We start from the raw sequence: 23,150 nt of genomic DNA, 5'->3' as shown, positions 1-23,150 counted from the left end.
TGTCAGGTGTTCGCCTGACAGCGGGTCGGCGCCGACGTTCGTAGTCTGCGAACCGAGGTCGAGCGTCTCGCCTTGACCGGCGGGCACGGACTGGCAGGGAGGATTCGGATGAAGGTGCGGAACCGAACAGTGGTGGTTGCGGTCATGGCCGCGGCGATGGCGCTCGGCGCGGCGTCGCCGGCGCTCGCGCTGGGCTACGACAGCGAGGTGTCGGGCGGTGGCACGGACGTCGTGACCGAGGTGTCGCAGGCGGGTGTCGACTGGGCGGGGGAAGCCGAAATGGGGACTCAGGGCCGGAAGTGGGGCTTCCCGTGGTGGTGACGGTCGCGACGTCCTGAGCCCTTGGACGGCGGCCGGCGGTGGCGCCTCACTCGGTCGCCCTGGCGCTGCGGGCGAGGGCGTTCTCGCGCAGGCGGTCGAGGATGTCCGCCTCCGCGGACCGGTTGCCGATCCGCCGCACGAGGTCCAGGGCTTCGCCGTAGTACCGGTCGGCCTGCTCGTGCCGCCCCGCTCGCGCGTGCAGGGTGCCGATCTCCCGCAGCGTCTCGCTCTGCCAGCGCCGGTCGCCGTTCTGCTGGAAGAAGGTCAGCGCCTGGTCGAGGTACGCCGTCGCCCGTCGCTCGTCCCCGAGCCGCGTGTGGACGCTGCCGAGGTTGGCCAGGGCGACCGCTTCGCCCTCGCGGTTGCCGATCTCCCGGTACAGCTCCAACGCGTGTTCGAGGTAGGTCTTCGCCACGTCGGGAAAGCCCGTGCCCGCGTACATGTCACCGATGTTCAGCCGGGCACGGGCCTCGATGTTCCGGTTGCCGACGGCGTGGGCGAGCCGCAGCGCCTGGTGGAGGTAGCGGCTCGACGCCTCGTCGTCGCCCCGCAGTGATTCGCCGTTGCCCAGGGTCATCAGCACTTGCATCTCGCCCGTGGGGTCGTCGGTGCCCGCGCAGATGGCCAGCGCGCGCTCGCAGTGCTCGATCGCCTCGTCGTGCCGCCCCAGCTGGAACACGGTGGTCGCCAGGTCGTTGAGCACGGTCACGGTGAGCAGCGGGTTCTCGACGTGGTCGAACAGGGCCAGGGCACGTTCGAACAGCTGCGCCGCGCGTGAGAGGTCGCCCAGGTACCACTGGGTGCGGCCGAGGTTGCGGGTGGCGCCCGCCTCGGCGAGAGGGTCGGCCGCGGCACGTGCGGAGGCGACGGCGTGGGTGTGCAGTGCCTCGGCTTCCCGGTGCCGCGCTTGTTGTTCGAGGTGGCGCCAGAGGATCAGGGACAGGTCGCAGGTGTGGGCGGGCCGGTCGTCCTGGGCGGCGACGGACAGCAGGTTCGGGGTCTCCCGGTCGAGCCAACGGCGGGCCGCCGCGACGTCGTGCCCGAACGGCAACGGAGCGGCGCCGGGGTCCTCGGTGCGCGGCCTGCGGTCCCGGTCGTGCGGGTCGAGCAGGTTCACCGCCTCCGCGGCGGTGTGGCGGAAGTGGTCGAAGAGCCGGGTGAGCGCCTCGTGCCGGGCCGCCGCCGGCTCTTCGTCCTCCGCGCACGCGCGGGCGTGTGCGCGGAGGAGGTCGTGGAACGTGTAGCGACCGGGGCTGGACTGCTGGAGCAGGTACTCGTCGGCGAGCTGCTCCAGCACGGCGTCGGCCACGTCGACGTCGAGGCCCGCCAGCGCGGCGACCGCGTACGAGTCGATGTCCGCACCGGGGTGCAGCCCGAGCAGCCGGAACACCCGTCGGTGGTCCGGGGCCAGCGCCCGGTACGACAGCGCGAACGCGGTCGTCACCCCGTGGTCGGCGGCCGCGGCGAGCGCGGTGAGCCTGCGCTTCTCGCCGGCCATCCGCTCGGTCAGGGACCGGATGGTCCACCGCGGGCGACGTTGCAGGTGGGCCGAGACGATGCGGATCGCGAGCGGCAGGCGCCCGCACAGCCCGACCAGCTCCGCGACGGCCTCCGGTTCGTCGTCGACCCGCGCCGCGCCCAGGATGGCGACGACCAGGGCCACCGCCTCCTCCTCCGGCAGCACGTCCAGCTCGACGGGGATGCTGCCGTCGAGGTTGGTCAACCGGCGGCGGCTCGTGACGAGCACCAGGCAACCGGGGCTGCCGGGGATCAGCGGCGCGACCTGCTTGGCGTCAGCGGCGTTGTCGAGGACCAGGAGCAGCCGCCGGTCCGCGACCTCGGTGCGCCACATCGCGACCCGCTCGTCGACGGAGGACGGTATCCGGTCGCGGGGCACGCCCAGCGTGCTCAGCAGCACCGCCAGGGCGTCCTCGGGGCTGGTCGGGACCCGGTCGGGGGTGAAGCCGTTCAGGTCGACGAAGAGCTGGCCGTCGGGGAACCGGTCGGCGAGCGCGTGCGCGGCGTGCACGGCCAGCGCGGTCTTCCCCACGCCGGCCATGCCCTCGACGGTCGAGATCACCACCGTCCGCGCCGCCGCGCCCAGGCCGAGCAGCCGTTGCAGCTCGGCGGGTCGGCCGGTGAAGTCCGGCACGTCGTACGGCAGCGTCCTGGGCACGGCGCGGCCACGCGGCGGCACGTCGGCGGCCCGGAGCCCCGGGCGCGGCGGGACCGGCTCCGGGTCGTCCCGCAGGATGGCGGCCTCCAGCTCCCGCAGCTCGGCGGGCGGGTCGAGGCCGAGCTCGTCGGCGAGGTGCCGCTTGGCCCGTTGGTAGGCGGTCAGCGCGTCGGCGGAGCGGCCCGCGCCGTTCAGGGCGCGCATCAGCTGGCCGACGACCCGCATCCGCCCGGGGTGCTCGGCGACGAGCTCGGTGAGCTCGCCGACCAGCTCGCCGTGTCGGCCCAGGGCCAGGTCGAGCTCCAGGCGTTCCTCCAGCGCGAGGAGCCGTCGCTCGTCCAGCCCGGTCGCCAGGTCGCGCACCAGCCCGGCGCGCAGGCCGGCCAGCACGGGCCCGCGCCACAGGTCCAGTGCCGTGCGCAGCACCGCGCTCGCCTGCTCGAGGTTGCCCCGTTCGGCCCCGGACCTGGCCGCGCGCACGCCTGCCTCGAACCGGTCCGCGTCCACGACGTGCCCGTCGGTGTCCAGCCGGTAGCCGGCGTCCTCGGTGACCACGACCCGGCCCGGCGCGTCGCCGAGCGCCTTGCGCAGCGCCCACACGCTGTTGCGGACCTGGTCCCGGGCCGACGACGGCGGATCGGTGTCCCACACCGCGTCCACCAGCCGTTCCAGCGGGACCACCCGGCCGCGGTGCAGCAGCAGGACACCCAGCAGCGTCCGCTGCCGCAGACCGCCCACTCGCACCGTCGTCCCGCCGTCGACGACCTCGAGCGGTCCGAGTAGACGAAACTCCATCGCGCCCCCCAAGCCGCCGACCACAGGATAGTGGTCGTTCATGATCAACCGATATCGATCGGAGAGGTCGACCCGACAAGCTCACCGTCAGGGCGGGGTGACGGCGAGGGGGAGCGGTGACGACGGCGGTAATCGTCGACGACCACGCGGCGATCGTCGCGGGTGTCGGGCAGTGGTGTGCGCAGGCGGATCCACCGATCGAGCTGCTCGACACGGGCGGCAGCCTCGCCGGGGCGTGGACCGGGCCGGGCGCGGCGGCCGACGTGGTGATCCTCGACGTCGAGGCGCCCGGCAGCCAGGGGGCCACCGCGCTGCGGCGGCTCGTCGAGGTCGGCCGGCGGGTGGTCGTGTACGCGCAGCACGTGGACCGCGGAGCCGCCGAGCGGTGCATGGCCCTCGGTGTGCACGCGTACGTGCCCAAGTGCGAGGGCGCGGACCGCCTCGTGCCCGCGATCCGGGCCGCCGCAGCGGGCCGGACCTACCTGAGCCCGGCGACGAGCGGCGCGGCGCCGGCCGACTCCGCCACGCGGCCGAAGCTCACACCCCGTGAGCTGGAGGTGCTGCGCGCCTGGTTCGCCTCGCCGTCCAAGCAGCTGGTGGCGGCCCGGCTCTACCTCAGCGTGAAGACCGTGGACACCTACATCCAGCGGGTGCGGACGAAGTACGCGAACGCGGGCCGCCACGCGCGCACCAAGAGCGACCTGGTGACCAGGGTGCTCGACGACGGCTTGATCTCCATCGACGAGCTCACCGCTTGAGGCACGCACCGCTGCGCCGGGAGACGTCGAGGCGCAGGTCGGCGGAGTGCACCTCACTGTCCGAAGTGGACAGTGGTCACCGCCGGCCGGCGCCGCGCGGGTGGACCGGGCCGGATTTCACCTGGCCCTGCCGGTGCCCGCAGCGGGTAGGGTTCATCGCATTCCACGGATCAGGCCATCGCGCCGGTAGTCGGAAGGCGGTCGCACGTGACGCTCCGGAGCGCCCAGTGGTACGCGGGAGATCATCGCAACGCCTACATCCACCGCGCCTGGATGCGCCGCGGCGTGCCGGACGACGCGTTCGACCGCCCGCAGATCGCCATCGCCAACACCGCCTCGGACCTGACGCCGTGCAACGCGCACCTGACGGAGGTCGCGGCGTCGGTGCGCAACGGCATCTACGAGGCCGGTGGCATCCCGCTGGAGCTGCCCGTGGTGTCGCTGGGCGAGACGCAGGTCCGCCCCACCGCGATGCTGTGGCGCAACATGGCCGCGATGGCCACCGAGGAGATGCTCCGGGCCAACCCGATCGACGGCGTGGTGCTGCTCGGCGGTTGCGACAAGACCATCCCGTCGCTGCTCATGGCCGCCGCCTCGGTCGACCTGCCCGCCGTGGTCGTGCCCGGCGGGCCGATGCTGACCGGCACGTTCCGCGGCGTCCCGCTGGGGTGCGGCACCGACGTGTGGCGGCTGTCGGAGGAGGTCCGCGCGGGCTCGCTGTCCAACGAGCAGTTCATCCGGTCGGAGTCGGCGATGATCCGCAGCCGGGGCCACTGCAACACCATGGGCACCGCCTCCACCATGGCGCTGGTCGCCGAAGCCCTGGGCGCCGTGATCCCCGGCGTGGCGGGCACCCCGGCCCCGGACAGCCGACTGCTGGAAGCCGCCCACGCCACCGGCCGGCTGGCCGTGGAGCTGGTCACCGCCGACCGGCGGCCCGGTGCCCTGCTCACCAAGGCGTCCTTCCACAACGCCATCGTCGCCCTGGCCGCGATCGGCGGCTCGACCAACGCCGTGGTCCACCTGCTGGCCATCGCCGGCCGCCTCGGGATCGACCTGGCGCTGGACGACTTCGACCGGATCGGCTCCGACGTGCCGGTGCTGGTCGACCTGCTGCCCGCCGGTCGGTTCCTGATGGACGACTTCCACCGCGCCGGCGGCCTGCTCGCCGTGCTGCGCGAGGTCCGCGACCTGCTCGACCCCGACGCGCTCACGGTCACCGGCCGACCGCTGGTGGACTACCTGGACGACGCGCCGATCTGGGACCCCGAGGTCATCCGCACCCGGGCGACGCCGCTGGTCGAGCACGGCGGCATCGCCGTGCTGCGCGGCAACCTCGCCCCGCGCGGCGCGCTCGTCAAGCCCGCCGCCGCCTCGCCCCACCTGCTCCGGCACCGGGGCCCGGCCGTCGTGTTCGACTCCGTCGAGGACTTCCACGCCCGCATCGACGACCCCGACCTCGACGTGACCGCCGACTCCGTGCTCGTGCTGCGCGGCTGCGGGCCCAAGGGCTACCCCGGCATGCCGGAGGTCTCCAACATGCCGCTGCCCAAGAAGTTGCTGGAGCAGGGCGTGCGCGACATGGTCCGCGTCTGCGACGGCCGCATGTCCGGCACCGCCTACGGCACCGTCGTCCTCCACGTCGCCCCCGAGGCCGCCGCGGGCGGACCGCTCGCCCTCGTGCGCACCGGCGACGTGATCAGCCTGGACGTCGAGGCCCGCCGCATCGACGTCGAGGTGTCCGACGACGAGCTCGCCGCCCGCACGCCGAACGCGGCGACCGTCGCCGGGTTCGCCAACCCCCGCCGCGGTTGGGAACGGCTCTACGTCGACCACGTCCTGCAAGCCGACACCGGCGCGGACCTCGACTTCCTCCTCGGCTCCAGCGGCTCGGAGGTCAGCCGCGAGTCGCACTGAGCACGACGTCGGCCGCCGTGATCGCCGGCCGACCGCGCCCGATCCCCCTGTCGCACCGGCGAGCGGGACGGGCGGCGGCCCGTTCGGTCAACTCGTCATCCTCGGCGGCGGTTTCGCGGTAGAACTACCGCACCGCCCGTCGCGCGTTCCGAGGAGACACCGTGCGCTTGCCGAACATCGCCGCAGCAGCGGCATTCGTGGTCCTCGCCGGGGTGGTGACGACACCGGCGGCGCAGGCCGCGGCCACGACGCTGTACGTGAACGACGTCGCGACGTGCAGCGACAGCGGTGACGGCAGCGCGGCCACGCCGTTCTGCACGGTGCAGGCGGCGGCCGACGTGGTCGAGCCCGGCCAGGTCGTCGACATCACCGGCACGCAGGACGAGAGCGTGACGATCACCCGGTCCGGGACCGCCGACGCGCCGATCGTGTTCCAGGGCGGGGCCGTGCGGCGCCCGGCGGGCGGCACCACGCCGACGATCACCGTCCGCGGCGCGCACGACGTGACGCTGCGCGGCATGACCATCCACGGCGCCACGGTCGTCGACGCCGTCCTGATCGACGGCGCTGCCCGAGTCACGCTCGACCGCGGCTCGCTGCGCCCGGACGCGAACCCCTACGGCGGCGCCCACGCGGTGCGCGTCACGGGCGGGTCCACCGCGGTCACGGTCAGCCGCACGAACTTCGGCACGCGCGGCCGGGCCGTGTACGCCGACGGCGGCGCCAGCCTCACGGTCACCGGCAACACGATCACCGAGCTCGGCAACTTCGGCGTGATCGCCGAGAACGTCGACGCCGTCGCCGTCACCGGCAACACCTTCCGCGACTCGTGCCACCGCGGGATCGTGATCACCGGCGCGACCACCGGCTCCTCGATCCAGAACAACATCATCTCGGAGGTGCTGTCCTCCTCGGTCAGCAGCTACTGCCCGCGGGGACCGGTGCACACGATCGAGGTCGACAGCGCGGCGGCGCCCGGGGTCACGCTCGACTACAACATCGCGTACCTGTGGGTCAACGTGTACCGGTGGGCAGGCGTCGTCCACCACGACCCCGCCGAGCTGCACGCCGCCACCGGGCAGGGCGCGCACGACCTGAAGACGGACCCGGACGAGGGCACGCCCGCCGTCGACTCCGGCAACGCGGACGCGCCCGGCGTGGTCGACGCCGCCAACGGCCCCAGGGTGGACAACCCGCGGGTTCCCGATACGGGGACGGGTGCGGTCTCCTACCTCGACCGCGGCGCGCAGGAGCAGCAGGACCGGTTCGTCGACACGTCCATGAAGGTGTCCGCGTCGCAGGCGCCGGTCGGTGGTGTGGTCGACTTCAGCGGCACGGTCCGCTCCGAGTGGGGATCGCCCGTCACCTGCGCGGTCGACTTCGGGGACGGCACGACGACGTCCGTGTCGCCGTGCTCGGCGTCGCACGCCTACAACGCGACCGGCACCTACACCATCCGCGTGACCGCCTCCAGCGAGTCCCGCCTGACCACGAGTCGGTCCTGGTCGCTCAAGGTCGTGCCGGCCGGCGGCACGTTGACCCCCCGCCTGACCGCGAGCAGCTCGGGCGTCCTGACCGGGCACTTCACCGTGGACCCGGGCGACAACCCGTGGAACATCGCCAGTACCGAGTTCGACTTCGGTGACGGCGACACCGCAACCGTCGGCGGCACGGGCAGCCACCGGTACGACCTCCCCGGCACGTACCAGGTCCGGGCCACCGTCACCGACGCCGCCGGCAACACCGCGACGACGTCGACCACGTTCACCACGCTCGGCTCGGGTTACGTCAAGCACGGACCGACCCGGTTCCTGGACACCAGGAGCGGGGTCGGCGCCCCGGCCCAGAAGGTCGCGCCGTACGGCACCGTGCGGCTCGCGATCGGCGGCCGCCACGGGATCCCGGCGGACGTGACGGCGGTGACGGTGAACCTCACCGTCACCAGCGCGACGGCCGACGGGCACCTCACCGCCCACCCGGCCGGGCAGGCCAGGCCCACCGCGTCCGTGGTGGACTTCCGGGCCGGCGTGACCGTGCCCGGGCTGACGACCGTCGCGGTCGGCGGCGGCCACGTCGACCTGTACAACGGCAGCCCGGGCTCCGTCGACCTGATCGCCGACGTCGCCGGCTACTTCACCAAGGGCGCGACGGCCGAGGGCTTCACCACCGTCTACCCGTCCCGGCTGCTCGACACCCGCACCGGCATCGGGATGACGTCGCCCCGGCCGATCGCCGCCGGCGAGTCGTTCAGCCACCGGATCGCCCACGTGTACGGCACGGTGCCCGACTACGCGACCGCGGCCCTGCTCAACATCACGGTGGTCAACCCGCGCGCGTCGGGCCACCTGACGGCCTTCCCCACCGGCACGGCCAACCCGCAGACCTCCAACCTCAACTACGCGGCCGGCCAGACCGCCACGAACTCCGTGATCGTCCCCATCGGCGCCGACGGCCACGTCACGTTCCACCCGAACGCGACCACGGACCTCGTCGTCGACGTCGTCGGCTACTTCTCCTCGGGGGGCAGGAGCTTCCTGCTGCCCTTGTCACCGCGCCGCGCGGTCGACACCCGCACCGGCGTCGGCGGTCGCACCGGCGCGCTGCCGGGACGATCGACCACCGAGTACACCTTCGACCACAACGCTCCGTCGTTCAACTTCGTCCCCAGCGCGGTGATGTTCAACGCGAAGGTCGTCAACCCGCAGCGCGGTGGCTACCTCACCGCCTACTTCCCGGGCGCGATCCCCACTCCCCCGGACGCCGCCACCCTGAACTTCACCTCGGGCGCCGTGACCAACAACCTCGCGGTCACCGAGCACTCGAGGACGGCGTTCCACAACGGGAGCGACGGCACCGTCGACCTCGTGGTCGACGTGACCGGCTACTTCTACCAGAACTGACGCCCCGCACGACCCGGGCCAACCGGCCGTGACGACCACCGCGCCGCCCTCGACTCCACCGGGGCGGCACGGTGGTCGTCGGCGAAATGCCGAAAGACCCGCTCCCCGGCCGGGCAATCGATTCCCGGACGACCGTGGTCGACCCCGAGTTTTGCGGACAAGCCCGATAGCCGCCGCACCCGGAAACGGCGAGACCTCGAACCCCGATTTTGGCGGGTAACAAATCCGGGGTAGTGGCCGACTCAGGGGATGGATGATCCCGGAGCCGTCATCACCGGAGGTCGGACGGGGTCGGGAAACCCGAGTGTTCATCGCACTGGTCGGCGCACGACGACATGTACCCGATCGGGATGGAGTGGTGTCGGCAAGGGGGTACGGTCATCGTGATGCGGAGACGAGCGGTGGCCCACGCGTGTTCGAGGGCCGGGTATCGCGATTCGACGGGTGAGCGGTCTTGCGGATTGGCGTCCGGTCACCTCCTGGGCACGAGGAGGAAGTGATCCATCGGTGACGAATCCTTTTGCCCGGGGTGAGCGCTCGATCGCGTCGCAGCGGATCCAGGGCAGCATCGTCTCGTCCGGTGACAATGCGCAGAACTACCACATCACGCTCCCGAACAACGTCCCGTCGCCCCGCGATATCGCGCCGAATCGGTTGTGGAACCTGCCGCGCCGCCCGTCGGACGTGTTCGTCGGACGCCGCCAGTCGCTCGGCGAGCTGGGCTTGGCGATGGCCTCGGGCAACGGGGTCATCGGGCAGAGCGTCGCCGGGATGGGCGGTGTCGGCAAGAGCGAGCTGGCCCTGCAGTACGCGTTCCACCAGCGGGACCTGTACTCGTGCGTCTGGTGGATCACCGCGGACACGCCGGAGAACATCACGTCGGCGCTCGCCGCGATGGCGTCGAGGCTGGCCCCCGTGCTCGGCAGCACGCCGCTGGAGTTCAGGGCCGACTGGGCGCTGAACTGGTTGCAGGAGCACGACGACTGGCTGCTGATCCTCGACAACGTCGAGAACCCGGAGGACATCAACAAACTCCTCGTCGCCGCGGACCGGAGCCACGTCCTCGTCACCACCCGTCGAGATCTCGACTGGACGAAACGCGGGCTCCGCCCGGTGCGCCTGGGAGTGCTCAGCCGCACTTCCGCGATAACGCTGCTGTGCGAGCGGTCCCAACAGTCCGACGAACGCGCCGCGGCGTCGGTCGCCGAGGCGCTCGGGTTCCTGCCGCTGGCGTTGGAACAGGCCGGCGCCTACATCAGGTACCACCACGTCTCCATCGCCGACTACGCTTCCCTGCTCGCCGCGCAGCCGTACGAACTCCTGGCCGAGACCAGCCCGGAAATCAGCCAGGAACAAGCCGTCACCCGAACCTGGGACATCACGCTCGCCGCCCTGCGCGACGGGCCGGTCCCGAAAGCGGTCGATGTGCTGAACGTGCTCGCCTGGCTCGGGCCGGACGACATTCCGCGCAGCCTGGTCACGAACCTCCTGGCCGGTGACGAACTCGCGGCGAACCGGATCCTCGGGCACCTCGCGTCCTACAGCATGATCACCCTGACCGCCGACTCCATCAGCATCCACCGACTCGTCCAGACGATCCTGCGCGTGGGTCAGAAGGACGTGCCGCCCACGGATTCGGGACTCGCGCCCGCGGCGACCGAGGCGATCGACCTGCTGGAGCGGCAGATCCCGGAGGACCCGAGCACGAACGTGGACGGCTGGCGGCTGTGGTGGCGCCTCTTACCGCACGTGCACGCGCTGGCCGACGACATCGGCGGTGACAACCGGGACGCGCCTCTGCGCACGTTGTTCAACCAGGCGGGGCTGTTCGCCGCGGCGCAGGGGATGTACACGGCGACCGAGCGCTTCGCGACGCTGGCCATGCGCATCGGCGAGGCCACCCTCGCGCCGGACGACCCCGAGATGGCGACGTTGCTCGGCAACCTCGGCGCGGCCTACTGCTCGTTGGGCCGGGCCGAGGAGAGCATCGGCCTGGAGGAACGAGCCCTCGCCATCACGACCCAGCGCCTCGGGCCGAGCCACCTCGACGTCGCGACCAGGTTGAACAACCTGGCCACCAGCTACAGCCACCTCGGCCGCATCCCGGAAGCGGTGCCGCTGGCCGAACGCGCGCTGCGGATCGCCCAGGCGGGGCTCGGCCCGACCGACCCGTTCCTCGCCGGGTGCAAGGCGAGCCTCGCGGGCTTCTTCCGGGAACTCGGGCAGACCCGCGAGGCGGTGCCGCTGCTCGAAGAGGCGCTGGCCATCGAGGAGAGCGCGTACGGCTCCGACCACATCTTCGTGGCGTACCGGATGTGCGGCCTGTCGTCGAGCTACCGGGAGCTGGGTCGGACCAACGAGGCGCTGGCACTGGCCCAGCGCGCCCACGAGATCAGCAAGGAGCGGTTGCGGCCGGAGCACCCGGACCTCGCGTTCTTCCTCGCCGAGCTCGGTTCGGTGTACGGCGAGATGAACGAGTACGAGAAGGAGCTCGAACTCGAGGAACAGGCCCTGGAGATCACCCGGAAGTCGGTCGGGGAAGACCACCCCGACATGGCGTTCCGGCTCGGCGACATCGCCAACACCTACCGCCAGCTCGACCGCGCCGAAGAGGCCGCCCGGCTGGACCGGCAGGCACTGGACCTGCTGGAGGCCCGACGCGGACCCGACCACCCGGACGTCGCCACGCTGCTGGCCAACCTGGGGCACAGCTACCTGCAACTCGGGCTCGCGGCCGAGGCGGTGCCGCTGCTCAAGCGGGCGCTCGTCATCACCCAGACCCACTTCGGCCGCGACCACCGCGACGTCGCGCACCGGTTGCGCGGCCTGGCCTCCGGCTACCAGAAGCTCGGCCGGGCCGAGGAGGCCGTGCCGCTGCTCAACCGGGCGGCGCAGATCATGCGGCACACCTACGGGGAACGGCACCTCGGGCTGGCCCGGGTGCTGTCCGACCTGGCCGACGCGCACGCGGACCTGGCCAACCTGGACGACGCGGTCGGCACGCGGTGGCAGGCGCTGGAGATCACCCAGAACGTGCTGCACGCCTACCACCCCGACGTGGCCCTGCAACTGCGCGAGATCGCCACGACCTACAGCAGGACCGGTCGACCGGGCGACGCGGTGCCGCTGCTGCGGCGCGCGCTGGAGATCGTCGAGTTCGAGCACGGCCGGGACGCCCCGGAGACCCTGCCGTGGCTGGAGGCGGTCGCCGACGCCCACCAGGACGCCGAGCAGTTCGACCTGGCCGCGAGGTCGTACCGGCGGGCGGTGGGCATCAGCACCACCGAGCACGGTGAGGACATCGCCGCCGCCTACTACCTCACCGGCCTCGGCCACGCCTGCTACGAGCTCGGCCGCTACGAGGAGGCCGTGGCGGCGGAGACGCGTTCGCTGGAGATCACCAGGCGCCTGCTCACCGACCACCCGACCGCCGAGCTCGACCAGCGGATCCTGCTGCTCCGGCTGGACAACCTCGCGGCCACTTACCGGGCGCTCAGCCGGTACGACAACGCGCTGCCGTTGGCGCTGCACGCGTTGACCGTGGCCGAGGCGATGCACGGCAGCCGCAGCCCCGAACTGGTGTCACGCCTGGAGGAACTCGCGATCACCCAGCGCAACGTGGCGGACTACGCGGCGGCCGCGGTGACGGGACGCCGGGCGCTGGAGATCGCGGAGGCCGCGTTCGGCGAGGACCACCGTGACCTCGTGAGCCCGCTGCGCGAACTCGTCACCACCTACCGCGAGCTCGATGACTACCGCCGGGCCATCCCGCTGGTCCGGCGGGTCGTGCGCCTCGTCGAGGCGGAATCCGGGCCGGATTCGCTCGACGTCGCCCAGGAGCTCACCACGCTCGGCAACCTGCACTTCCTGGACGACGATCCGGGAGCGTCCATCCCGGTCGAGACCCGCGCGCTGGAGATCAGCGAGAGGGCGCTCGGCGCCGACCACGTGGACCTGCTCCTGCCGCTGTTCAACCTCGCCGCGAGTTGTCGGGCCCGCGGACGTGAGGCGGACGCGATCGCACTGGCCGAACGCGCGCTGACCATCGCGCAGAAGAACCTGGACCCGGACCACGTGACGATCCGCGACCTGCGCGACTTCCTCGGTCCGCCCGACCCGACCCCACCCCGGTGGGGCCCATGACCCACGACACGATCCCCCGTCCCGCGGCCCCGCCCGTGACGAGGACCGACTTACCCACCCTGCCCAGGAGGAGCCCGCATGACGGGTGAGCCAGTTGAGGAGCCCTCGGCCGCCGAGCCGTTCTCGGCCGTAGCGGGCCTCGGACCGCACGGCGAGACCGCCGCGGAGAGATTGCGGGAGGTCCACGCGGAGTTGCGCAAGCGCGGCGCGAGGGACGACGCCGAACGGCTCGTCGTGGCGAACCGGGCGGCGGCGCTGCGGGACTTCCCGGCGCTGGAACGACTGGTCGAGCGCGAGCACCGGCTCGACCAGCTCGAGGACCTCCAGCACCACGAGATCCGCCGGATCACGAGCCTGCGCAACGGCACGGCGCTGCTGCCGCTGGTGATCACCTGGCTCCTCCTCGGCTGGGCCAGCCTCCTCTACCAGCGGCAGCTCACCGCCGACCCGGACTTGGCGGCGCAACCGTTCCTGTCACTCTGGCAGACCCGGTTCGGCGGCGGGTTCATCCTCACGTTCACCGAGACGGCGCTCACCACCGTCGTCCTGATCCTGGCGATCCTGTGGTTGACGGTCCGGGCGCACCGGGCCGAGACCACGTCGAGCCGCGTGCTGGCCGACCTCGACGGCCGGCTGGACGACGCGATGGACGCGCTCGCCGCCGCCATCGCGGAGGACGTCGTGCAGCCGCCGGTGACCGCCCGGGAATGGGCGCAGACGGCGCAGGAGATCCTGGCGAAGACGCAGGACGCGCTGCGCACGACGCAGGAGACGATCACCACCGCGATCAGCGAGACCAAGGACCTCGCCGAGACGAACCGCAAGCTCTCCGCGGACGCGCGGGAGGAGATGGCGAGGCTCCAGCAGCAGGCGCAGGACCAGGTCGCCGGGCTCCAGCAGCGGGCGCAGGAGCAGATGGCCGGGCTCCAGCAGCAAGCCGAGACGCTGGTCGCCGGCCTGGCCAAGGAGGTCCGCGACACCCTGAGCGCGGTCCGGGAGGACAACACCCAGTTCATCGCCAGGACCACGCAGGAGGCGCTGCTCGTCCTGCGGCAGGCGGTGACGGACAACCGGCAGCTCGTCGAGCAGCAGATGACGCCGTTGTTCGACGGGTTCCGCGAGTCGTTGAAGGACTACCGGGCCGACCACCAAGTCTACCGGGCCGCCGCGACCGAGCTGGCCACCGAGGTGACCGGGCTGTCCGGGTCGGCCGCGGTGATCGCCTCCGCGTCCAGCTCGCACGCCGAGGCCGCGAAGGCGATCGACCAGCAGCTGGAGCACATCAAGCGATCGCAGACCGACCTGGTCGCCACGGTGGCGCAGCACTCGACCGACATCAAGAGCGCGGCCACCGCGCTGAGCGAGGTGGCCACCCTCCTGGCCGACCGGATGCGCGGCGACCTGGAAACGCTGACCGGCGACGTCGTCCTGGCGGGCAAGCGCATCGCCGACGTCGACGCCGGGCTGTCCGTCACCACGAGCGAGCTGGCGAAGACCATGAGCGCGCTGGCGACGACCACGAGCACGCTGGCGACGACCACGGGCGCCTTGCGGGGCGCGGCCACCCAGCTGGCGAACGCGGCGGCGGCGAGCCCCGCCCGGCGGGGCGCGTGGCGGCGGCTGTTGTTCCGGCGAGGTGGTGGCGCATGACCGATCCGAGGAACGAGGCGGTGAACCGGCGTGCGGACCTCGACCGGTAGGCGTCGCGCGGAACGCGATCCGGGCAACGCCGTCTTCGGCTCCATCGGCTGGCTCTTCGCCGACCTCATGCTCGCGCTCGCGCTCGCGTTCATCGTGGCCGTGACCGCCGCGCCGCCGCTGCCCCCGGGCGCCCAGGCCGAACCGACCACGACCACCACCACGCCACCGACCACGACGACCACCACCACGCCGAGCCGGCCCACCGGGCCCGCGCTCGAACTCGACCCGGTCAAGCTCGAACTGCCGATCGACGCGGCGGCGCTCCTGGGCGGCGACGCGGGGACGGCGCAGGGGTTGCGCGACCGCGTCCGGGCGGACCCGCGGCTCGCGGGACGCCGGGCCGGCCTGGTGATGACCTTCGGCGGCACCGGCGGGTCGAGCCAGGGCGCGAACGTCACGCGCGGCCTGGCGATCGCCGACCGGGTCAACGGCGTGCTCGGCGAGCTGGGCGCGCAGGGCTTCGTCTTCGACTCGACCGTGTACCGGTCGTTCATCAGCCTGGGCTCACCGGACGCGCTGAGCATGGACGTCTACCTGTTCAAGGTCTGACGGTGAGCACGTTCGCGGGAAAACACAACACATTCCGTCGTTGGAGGTAGTCGACATGAGTGCGGAGATCGCCGAGCTGGCGAACGCCGTGGTGCCCTACGTGACCGCCGCGGCCGGCGCCTACGGCAGCGCGGTGCTGACGAAGTTGCAGGAGCAGTCCGCCGACGCGACCGTCCGGACGGGCGGTTCCCTGCTGCGCAGGCTGCTCGGCAAGGAGAAGTCCGCGCCCGCCCTTGAAGCGGCCGTGCTCGACCTGGCCGAGGACACCGAGGACCCGGACCGGCAGGGGGCGCTGCGGTTGCAGATCCGCAAGCTCCTCGCCGAGGACGAGGAGCTGCGCGCCGAGATCTCGGACGTCCTCAAGAGCGCGGGCGTCACCGTCACCGCGTCCGGGGACCGGGCGGTGGCGGCCGAGGCGATCACCGACAGCGTCGTCTCCACCGGCGACGACGCCCAGATCACCCAGATCACCCGATGAGCTCGCCGGAGGCCCAGGACGCGACCGACGTGGTGCTGGCGGAGATCCGGCGCCTGCAGACCACGTTCGACGCGAAGATCCGCTACGACGAGGCCAGGGAGCGGGTCTTCGACGCGATGAGCGAGGAGCTTACCGCGCACCGCCAGGGCCTGATCCAGGCCCAGCTGCGGACGGTCCTGCTCGACCTCGTGACGATGCACGACGACCTCACCAAGCTGGCCGGGTCGCCCGGCCGCGACCCGGCGACCGTCGAGGCGCTGCTGTTCTTCCGGGAGACCGTCGAGCAGACCCTGGCCCGCAACGGGGTCGAGGCGTTCACCGTCGAGGGGCCCGAGGTGGACCGGGCGCGGCAGAAGGTCATCAGCGTCGTCGAGACCGCGGACCCCGGCCTCGACCGGCACGTCGCCGAGCGGTCCCGCACCGGCTTCTCCTGGCAGGACAAGGTGCTGCGGCCGGAATGGGTCAAGGTCTACGCCGCGGCCCAGGGCGTCGCGGCCGAGCCCGCCACCGCCGCGTCGACCGACCCGACCACACCGGCAGACACCCCGACGACCACCGAAGAAGGAGCTCCGAGTTGACCGAAACACCCGTGTACGGAATCGACCTCGGGACGACCTACACGTGCATCGCGCACGTCGACCCGCTCTCCGGCCGTCCCATGATCACCCCGAACGCCGAGGGCGACCTCACCACGCCCTCGGTGGTCCTGTTCGAGGACGCGGACACGCGGGTGGTCGGCCGGGAGGCGAAGAGCACCGCGATGCTCGACGCGGGCCGCGTGGTCGAGATGATCAAGCGGCAGATCGGCCACGGCGAGTGGCGGCGGGAGTTCTTCGGCCGGGAGTACTCCCCGGAGGAGATCTCCTCCTACATCCTCCGCAAGGTCGTCGACGACGCGGAACGGCACGACACCGTCCGGCCGCACAAGGTCGTCATCACGTGCCCGGCCTACTTCGGCGTGGTCCAGCGGGACGCGACCGCGAACGCCGGGCGGATCGCCGGGCTGGACGTCCTGGAGATCATCAACGAGCCGACCGCGGCCGCGATCAGCTACGGCATGCAGGACCGGACCGACCAGGTCGTCCTCGTCTACGACCTCGGCGGCGGCACGTTCGACGTGACCGTGATCAAGATCGAGGTCGGCGCGATCACGGTGGTGGCGACCGACGGGGCGCACGAGCTCGGCGGCCGGAACTGGGACGAGCGGGTCGTCCAGCACCTCGCCGAGCAGTGGCAGGCCCAGCACGGGAGCACCAGCGACCCGCTCGACTCGCCGGAGACCCTGCAGGACCTCTGGCAGCAGGCGGAGATGGGCAAGCGGGCGCTGAGCGCCAAGGGCGAGACCCGGATGCGGGTCGTCCACGACAACCACCAGCTCGCGGTCACCCTGAGCCGGGAGAAGTTCGACGAGCTCACCCGCGACCTGCTGGACACGACGGTGGTGCTCACCAAGAAGGTGATGGAGACCGCGCGCGAACTCGGCCACCCGAAGGTCGACCGCATCCTGCTGGTCGGCGGCTCGACCAGGATGGTGCAGGTCACCGAGCGGCTGAAGGAGGAGTTCGACATCGAGGTGACCATGGTCGACCCCGACCAGGCGGTCGCCAAGGGCGCGGCGATCTACGGGCAGAAGCTGGCCGTCGGCGACCGGCTCCGCGAGGTGACCGCCGAGCTCGACCAGGACCCGGCGCGCCAGGGGACCTCGACGCGCGAGGCCGCCGAGGAGCTCGTCGCGTCCGAGCTCGGCCTGCGGCTGGACACCGTGCGCCACCTCGACGGCATGGTGGTCAAGAACGTGCTGAGCCACAGCTTCGGCGTCCGTTCCTTCACCAAGGACGACAAGCCGGTCATCTACAACCTCGTCCGCGCGCAGGAGCCCCTGCCCGCCGAGGCCATGAACGTCTTCGGCACCCGGCAGGCCGGCATGGGCGAGGTGGAGCTGCGCATCTTCGAGAACACCGTGCGGGACCGGATCGTCGAGGACTTCGACACCGCCGAGGAAGTCGGCCGCGCGGTGCTGAAGCTCGTCGCCGACCTGCCCGAGAACTCGCCGGTCGAGGTGCGCTTCAGCATCAACGGGCAGGGCCGGCTGCAGATCACCGGCCGCGACAAGGCGACGGGGGGTGCGGAGGTGAACGCCACCATCGAGACCAACCGCGCCCTGTCCGCCGCGGAGCTGAGCGACGCGGTCGAGCACGCCAAGAGCATCCGGATCATCAGCTGATGCCCGGGTCGACGACCGCGACGGTCCGGGCGCCGGACCGGGGAAGGCGGACACGATGACACCGGCTGTCGGCATCGACCTCGGCACCACGTACTCCGCGGTGGCGTGGGTGAACCAGGACGGCGACCCCGAGATCATCCCCGACGCGGCCGGCGAGCCGCTCACCGCGTCGGTGGTGAGCTTCGCCGGCGGCGCCCCGGTCGTGGGCGTCTCGGCCAAGGCCGACCTGGCCGCCGACGCGACCGAGGTCGCGCACCTGTTCAAGCGGTCGATGGGCAACGCGTCGTTCCGGTTGTCCCTCGGCGGTCGGGAGTGGAGCCCGACCGAGCTGTCCGCCCTCGTGCTCGGCCACTTGAAGGCGCAGGCCGAGGCCGCGCTGGGCGTGCCGGTGACCCGAGCCGTGGTGACGGTCCCCGACTACTTCACCCATCCCCAGCGCTCGGCCACGATCGAGGCGGGCCGGCTCGCCGGGCTGGAGGTGCCGCGCATCATCAGCGAGCCGACCGCGGCGGCCCTCGCCTACGGGCTGCGGCCGGGACCGCGGTCACGGCGCGTGCTGGTGTACGACCTGGGCGGCGGCACGTTCGACATCTCGTTGGTCGACATCGACGCCGACGGGATCACCGTGCGGTCCACCGAGGGCGACCACGAGCTCGGCGGACGCGACTGGGACGAGCGCCTGGCCACGATCATCCTCGACAAGCACCCCGAGGACGCGGCCGCGATCGAGGCGCACCCCGGCCCGCTCCTCGTGGCCGTGGAGGACCTCAAGCGGATGCTGTCCGCACGCCGGGCCGCCGAAGTCCGGCTGGTCGTCGGCGACCGGACCCTGCGCTGCGTGGTGACCCGCGAGGAGTTCGAGGCGGCCTGCCGCGACCTGCTGCAGTCGACCGCGCAGCTGACCGGGAAGGTGCTGGAGGAGACCGGGCTGGCCTGGTCCGACATCGACGGCGTGCTGCCGGTCGGCGGCTCGACCCGGATGCCGATGGTGCGCGACTGGATCGAGGCCATGTCCGGCAAGCCGCCGATGAGCGGCGTCCACCCCGACCAGGCCGTCGCCCTCGGCGCCGCCGCCCAGGCCGCGATCCTGCTCGAGCAGGAGGCCGGGCTGAGGCTCGACGGCCCGGGCGAGGTCGAGCCCATCCTCCGGCTGTCCGCGCCGCGGCGGGTGGTCGGCACGGTCGCGCACAGCCTCGGCATGATCGCCGAGAACGCGGCGGGCGACCGCTACGTCAACAGCGTGCTGCTGCCGAGGAACCGGACGATCCCGTGCGTGGAGACGCGCCCGTACCAGTTCCACGTCAAGGGCGACGGCGCCGACCTCCTCGAGGTCTTCCTGACCCAGGGCGAGACGGACGACCCGGCGCCCTGCGCCTACCTCGGCCGGTACCTGGTCACCGGCTTCCCGGCGGGATCCCGGGGCCGGACGGTAGTCGACATCGCCTACGCCTACGACGACAACGCCATGGTCGGGGTGACCGCGACCGACCGGTCCAGCGGCGCCGCGCTGCACGTCGAGGTCGCCGACCTGCCGGAGGACGTGCCGCAGCGCTTCCTGGAACCACCCGTGCGCACCACCGTCCGCGAGCCCCTGACGATCTACCTCGCGTTCGACCTCTCCGGCAGCATGGCCGGCCGGCCGCTGGCCGCCGCGCAGGAGGCCGCGCGGGCGTTCCTGGTGCAGCTCGACCTGACGAGCACGGAGGTCGGCATCGTCTCGTTCTCCGACCGGGTCGCCGTCAGCCTGCCCGCCACCCACAACGCCGCCGACGTCGAGCGCGCGATCGGGCGGCTCACCGTCGGCAGCACCGGGGTCGGCAACGCGACCGACCCGTTCCGGGAGCTGCGCCAGTTGCTCTCCGGTGTCGAGGGTCGCAGGTTCGGCGTCGTCCTCGCGGACGGCGTCTGGTACAACCAGAGCGGAGCCGTCCAACGGGCGCACGAGTGCCACCGCGACGGCATCGAGATCATCGCGGTCGGCTTCGGGTCGGCCGACGAGAAGTTCCTCCGGAAGATCGCGTCCTCGACCGAGCAGGCCCTGTTCACCGACCTGGGGAAGCTGTCCTCCGTGTTCGGCACGATCGCCCGTGAGATCACCGAGAGCGGCTCGTCGGACTACCGGCTCTCCGGTGCCGGGTGAGCCCGGTGGCCAAGGACCGCCCGAACTTCTTCGCCCTGCTCGGCCTGGACCCCCACGCTCCGTGGGACCAGGCCCTGTTCGTGCGCGTGCTGGCCAAGCGCCGCAGCGAGTGGTCGACGGCCGCCCAGAACGGTTTCCCCCGCAAGAAAGCGCAGGACGCGAAGTACCACCTGACGCTGTTCGCCGAGATCAAGGAGGTCATGTCGAGCGCCGACCGGCGCAGGGAGGAACGCGAGCTGGCCATCCGGCACGAGCGCGCGGCACTGGAGGACCGCCGCCGGGAGGTGGGCGGGCGGCTGTCGCTCATGCTGGCCAAGGGCTACCTGCTCGTCGAGGAGGCGACCGGCCTGCGGGCGGAGTTCGCCGACGTCCTCGCCGCCGACCCGGCGCTGGCCGACCGGGTCGAGCGGGCCGAGAAGCGCAGCTCGGGCGGCGGGACGGCGAGCGCGCGGCTCCCGCCGGAGGACGAGAGCCGCTTGAGCGGTCAACTCGCGGAAGTCGGCGAGATCAGCCTCTACGAGCTGCTCCGGGGTGTCGACGAGTCCATCACCAACACCTCGCCGCTGCCGCAGCTGCGCCAGGCCGCGCAGGAGCTCTGGACGCGGACGCACCTGATCAAGGACAAGTCCGACCCGACGCTCCCGACGCGGGAACGCCTCGGTGTCTTCGCCAAGTCCGTGTTCGCCTCCGAGGAGAAGCGCGCACAGCACGACATGTCGATGAAAGCCGTGACGCTGCAAGCGATCATCAAGCGGTTCGAGACCACCTTGAAGCTCGCCGCGTCGGTGAGCGCCCGGCAGTTCGAGCTGTACCTCGAAGAGGCGCGGCTCGGCGGCGTCGACGACCTCGTGCTGGCGAAGCGCGAGTTCGTGGCCCACTTCGGCAAGCTCGGCTGGGCCGTCGAGCTGCCCGCCGCGGAGTCCGAGCGGCAACTGCGCAGCCGCGTCCAGTGCCCCAGGTGCGCGGACCTGAACGACGAGACCAGCACCGCGTGCAAGACGTGCGGCCTGCTGCTGCGCGAGCCCTGCCCGCGCTGCGGCGCCGTGGACCCGGCCTACGGCCTCGGTTGCCGCCGGTGCGGCTTCCCGATCGGGCAGCGGTACCTGGTGGAGGAGCTCATCACGGAGGCGAAGAGCGCGCTGAGGGAGCGCGACCTGGAACAGGCGCGGCTCAGCATCGACCGGGCCGCCAGGATCTGGGCGGTGCCCGCGGACCGGCCCGACCCGCTGGCCCGGGAGATCCGCGAGTTCAAGGGCTCGGTCGACACCACCCTGCTGTCGATCAGCGAAGCGGTGGCGCGCATCGACAAGCTGATCGACGGGCGCAACTACGTCGCCGCCGTCCGCGAGATCCGGGCCGCGCCGGAGGAGTTCCCCCGCCGTGACGTGCTCCTGGAACGGGCGCAGACCGAGATCGACAAGGCCACCGAGCTGTACCTGCGGGCCAGGCGGCCGGACACGCCGAACGCGCGCCGGGCCGAGCTGTACGCCGCCGCGCTCGACCTCTGCGCCGACCTGTCGGCCGCGCGCAACGAGCTCGACCGGATCCCGCCGAACCCACCGGGACGGGCGCGGGCCACCGTCACCGACCCGGCCGCCGGCGTCCGGCTGACCTGGCCCGCGTCGCCCGACCTGGACATCGCCTACGTCGTCGTCCGCGTCACCGGGGACCGGGTGCCCGAACGCCCCGACGAAGCCTCGGGCCCCGCCCGCCTCGGCCGGACGACCACGACGGGGTTCCGCGACGCCGCCGCGGCCGGCCTCCCCGGCGTGCCGCTGCGCTACGCGGTGTTCACCGAGCGGTCCGGCACTTACTCCACGCCCGTCGTGACGGCGCCGGTCGTCATCACCGCCGAGGCGACCGTCGAGACCGACACCGACGACGGCGAGGTCACGGTGACCTGGCACGTGCCGGACACCGCCGTGCGGGTCGAGGTGTCCCGGGCCGAGGTCGGGGCCGAGCACGACGCGCCGGTCGTCCTGGCGACCACCGTGCCCGGCAGGGTGACCGACACGGACGTCCGCAACGGCGGCCGGTACCGCTACACGGTTCGCGTCGCGTACCCGGGCCCCGCGGGCGGGCTCGTCTGGTCGTCGGGCCGGTCGCGGGAGGTCACCCCGGCGGGCAGGCCCGCGCCGCCGGGTCCGCTGACCGCGGTGCGGATCAGCACCGAGCTGAGCCTGGCCGAGCACACGACCCAACTGCGCTGGCCGCCGCCCGGCCAAGGCGTCGTCAAGGTCGTCCGGGTGCGCGGCACGGGCGCCCTGCGGGAGGGCGACCGGGTCACCGAGGCCGACCTCTTCCACGCGGGACGCGTGCTCGACGGGCCCTCGCCGGTCAACGACGCGTGGATCGACAAGGGCCTCGTGCTCTGCACGTACCTGCCGGTCGTGATCCTGAACGGCACGGGTCACGTCGGCAAGCCGCGGCACTACGCGAGGCTCCCGGAGCCGACGGGCATCCACGTCGAGTACGTCGGCACGGCGGTGCGGGTCGGCTGGACGTGGCCGGAGGACGGGACCCGGGTCCTCGTCGGCTGCGAGCTGTCCGACCAAGCACCCGTGGATCCCACGGTCGCCGCACGGCAGGTGCTCGTCGGCAGGCACCCCGGCGATCGCTTCGGTGGCTGCGAGATCCCGGCGGGGTCGAGCACGCACGTGTCCGTCGTGCTCGCGTCCGCGGTCGACCACGAGGGCTTGCCGTTCGTCGGTTCCGGCGTCCCGGCCCATGCCGTCCGCCCGACCACGCACATCGGCTACGAGGTCCGCACGGGCGCCCGTCGGCGACTGGACCTCGTGCTGCGGGCCGACACCCCGGTCGACCTGCCCGCCCTGACCCTGCGCGGCCACCCCGACCGGCAACCGCACACCGCCGACGACGGCGAGGCCGTCACCACCCTGCCCCCGTCCCGCCTGGTCGACACGCACGCGGTCCACCTGCCCAAGACCGCCCGTCCCGACTTCCGGTACCGCCTCTTCCCCACCACCGCCCCGTACTCCGTCCGCCTCGACCCGCTGTGACCGCGCCGGCGGCTCGACGCTCCCCCGA

The 23,150-nt window shown here is 72.4% G+C and carries 13 protein-coding genes; 12 read left to right on the top strand and 1 reads right to left on the bottom strand.

The window, feature by feature from the left end; all coding sequences use genetic code 11:
- Window positions 1-108: 108 nt before the first annotated feature.
- Window positions 109-321, top strand: a complete 213-nt coding sequence (locus ACZ7GX_RS14795; protein WP_498776726.1) for a hypothetical protein — start codon at window positions 109-111, stop codon at window positions 319-321.
- A 46-nt stretch (window positions 322-367) separates the two neighbouring features.
- Here the strand turns inward: ACZ7GX_RS14795 and ACZ7GX_RS14790 are convergent, their stop codons facing one another.
- A complete protein-coding gene (locus ACZ7GX_RS14790) occupies window positions 368-3,292 on the bottom strand; it encodes an AfsR/SARP family transcriptional regulator (RefSeq protein ID WP_498776724.1) in 2,925 nt (974 codons plus the stop codon).
- Between the two features lie 116 nt (window positions 3,293-3,408).
- On the opposite strand from ACZ7GX_RS14790, the gene ACZ7GX_RS14785 reads away from it, so the two are divergent.
- The 11 genes from ACZ7GX_RS14785 to ACZ7GX_RS14735 all read left to right on the top strand — a co-directional run bounded on the left by ACZ7GX_RS14785 (window position 3,409) and on the right by ACZ7GX_RS14735 (window position 23,122).
- Entirely contained in the window at window positions 3,409-4,050 is a 642-nt protein-coding gene (locus ACZ7GX_RS14785) for a response regulator (protein WP_498776722.1), read from the top strand.
- A gap of 207 nt (window positions 4,051-4,257) precedes the next feature.
- Complete coding sequence (locus ACZ7GX_RS14780; protein WP_498776720.1) at window positions 4,258-5,967, top strand: IlvD/Edd family dehydratase; 1,710 nt, start codon at window positions 4,258-4,260, stop codon at window positions 5,965-5,967.
- Window positions 5,968-6,128: 161 nt separating this feature from the next.
- Complete coding sequence (locus tag ACZ7GX_RS14775; RefSeq protein WP_498776718.1) at window positions 6,129-8,867, top strand: PKD domain-containing protein; 2,739 nt, start codon at window positions 6,129-6,131, stop codon at window positions 8,865-8,867.
- Window positions 8,868-9,374: 507 nt separating this feature from the next.
- Window positions 9,375-13,010 (top strand): tetratricopeptide repeat protein, encoded by a 3,636-nt coding sequence (locus ACZ7GX_RS14770; protein ID WP_498776716.1) that lies wholly within the window; start codon window positions 9,375-9,377, stop codon window positions 13,008-13,010.
- 78 nt (window positions 13,011-13,088) lie between these two features.
- Window positions 13,089-14,660 carry an OmpH family outer membrane protein gene (locus ACZ7GX_RS14765; protein WP_498776714.1) on the top strand — a complete coding sequence of 524 codons (1,572 nt, stop codon included), beginning with the start codon at window positions 13,089-13,091 and terminating at the stop codon, window positions 14,658-14,660.
- A 30-nt stretch (window positions 14,661-14,690) separates the two neighbouring features.
- A complete protein-coding gene (locus ACZ7GX_RS14760; RefSeq protein WP_498776712.1) occupies window positions 14,691-15,260 on the top strand; it encodes a hypothetical protein in 570 nt (189 codons plus the stop codon).
- Window positions 15,261-15,315: 55 nt separating this feature from the next.
- Window positions 15,316-15,738: a hypothetical protein gene (locus ACZ7GX_RS14755; protein ID WP_498776710.1), complete on the top strand. Its 423-nt coding sequence runs from the start codon at window positions 15,316-15,318 to the stop codon at window positions 15,736-15,738.
- Window positions 15,735-16,316, top strand: coding sequence for a nucleotide exchange factor GrpE (gene grpE, locus ACZ7GX_RS14750; RefSeq protein ID WP_498776708.1), 582 nt, complete (start codon window positions 15,735-15,737; stop codon window positions 16,314-16,316). Before ACZ7GX_RS14755 ends, grpE begins: the two co-directional genes overlap by 4 nt.
- On the top strand, window positions 16,313-17,962 hold the full coding sequence (locus ACZ7GX_RS14745; protein WP_498776706.1) for an Hsp70 family protein: 1,650 nt from the start codon (window positions 16,313-16,315) through the stop codon (window positions 17,960-17,962). The genes grpE and ACZ7GX_RS14745 overlap by 4 nt, the downstream gene beginning before the upstream one ends.
- A 55-nt stretch (window positions 17,963-18,017) precedes the next feature.
- On the top strand, window positions 18,018-20,102 hold the full coding sequence (locus ACZ7GX_RS14740; protein ID WP_498776704.1) for an Hsp70 family protein: 2,085 nt from the start codon (window positions 18,018-18,020) through the stop codon (window positions 20,100-20,102).
- 5 nt (window positions 20,103-20,107) lie between these two features.
- On the top strand, window positions 20,108-23,122 hold the full coding sequence (locus ACZ7GX_RS14735; RefSeq protein ID WP_498776702.1) for a zinc ribbon domain-containing protein: 3,015 nt from the start codon (window positions 20,108-20,110) through the stop codon (window positions 23,120-23,122).
- Window positions 23,123-23,150: the final 28 nt, after the last annotated feature.

Source organism: Actinosynnema sp. NPDC037264 (assembly GCF_055603705.1).
This window is presented reverse-complemented; position numbering and strand designations above follow the sequence as displayed.

What these genes read in the sequence shown, in the direction of transcription:
- ACZ7GX_RS14790 (WP_498776724.1), bottom strand. Translation starts at nt 3,292, where the DNA reads ATGGAGTTTCGTCTACTCGGACCGCTCGAGGTCGTCGACGGCGGGACG.
- ACZ7GX_RS14795 (WP_498776726.1), top strand. Translation starts at nt 109, where the DNA reads ATGAAGGTGCGGAACCGAACAGTGGTGGTTGCGGTCATGGCCGCGGCG.
- ACZ7GX_RS14765 (WP_498776714.1), top strand. Translation starts at nt 13,089, where the DNA reads ATGACGGGTGAGCCAGTTGAGGAGCCCTCGGCCGCCGAGCCGTTCTCG.
- ACZ7GX_RS14755 (WP_498776710.1), top strand. Translation starts at nt 15,316, where the DNA reads ATGAGTGCGGAGATCGCCGAGCTGGCGAACGCCGTGGTGCCCTACGTG.
- ACZ7GX_RS14740 (WP_498776704.1), top strand. Translation starts at nt 18,018, where the DNA reads ATGACACCGGCTGTCGGCATCGACCTCGGCACCACGTACTCCGCGGTG.
- grpE (WP_498776708.1), top strand. Translation starts at nt 15,735, where the DNA reads ATGAGCTCGCCGGAGGCCCAGGACGCGACCGACGTGGTGCTGGCGGAG.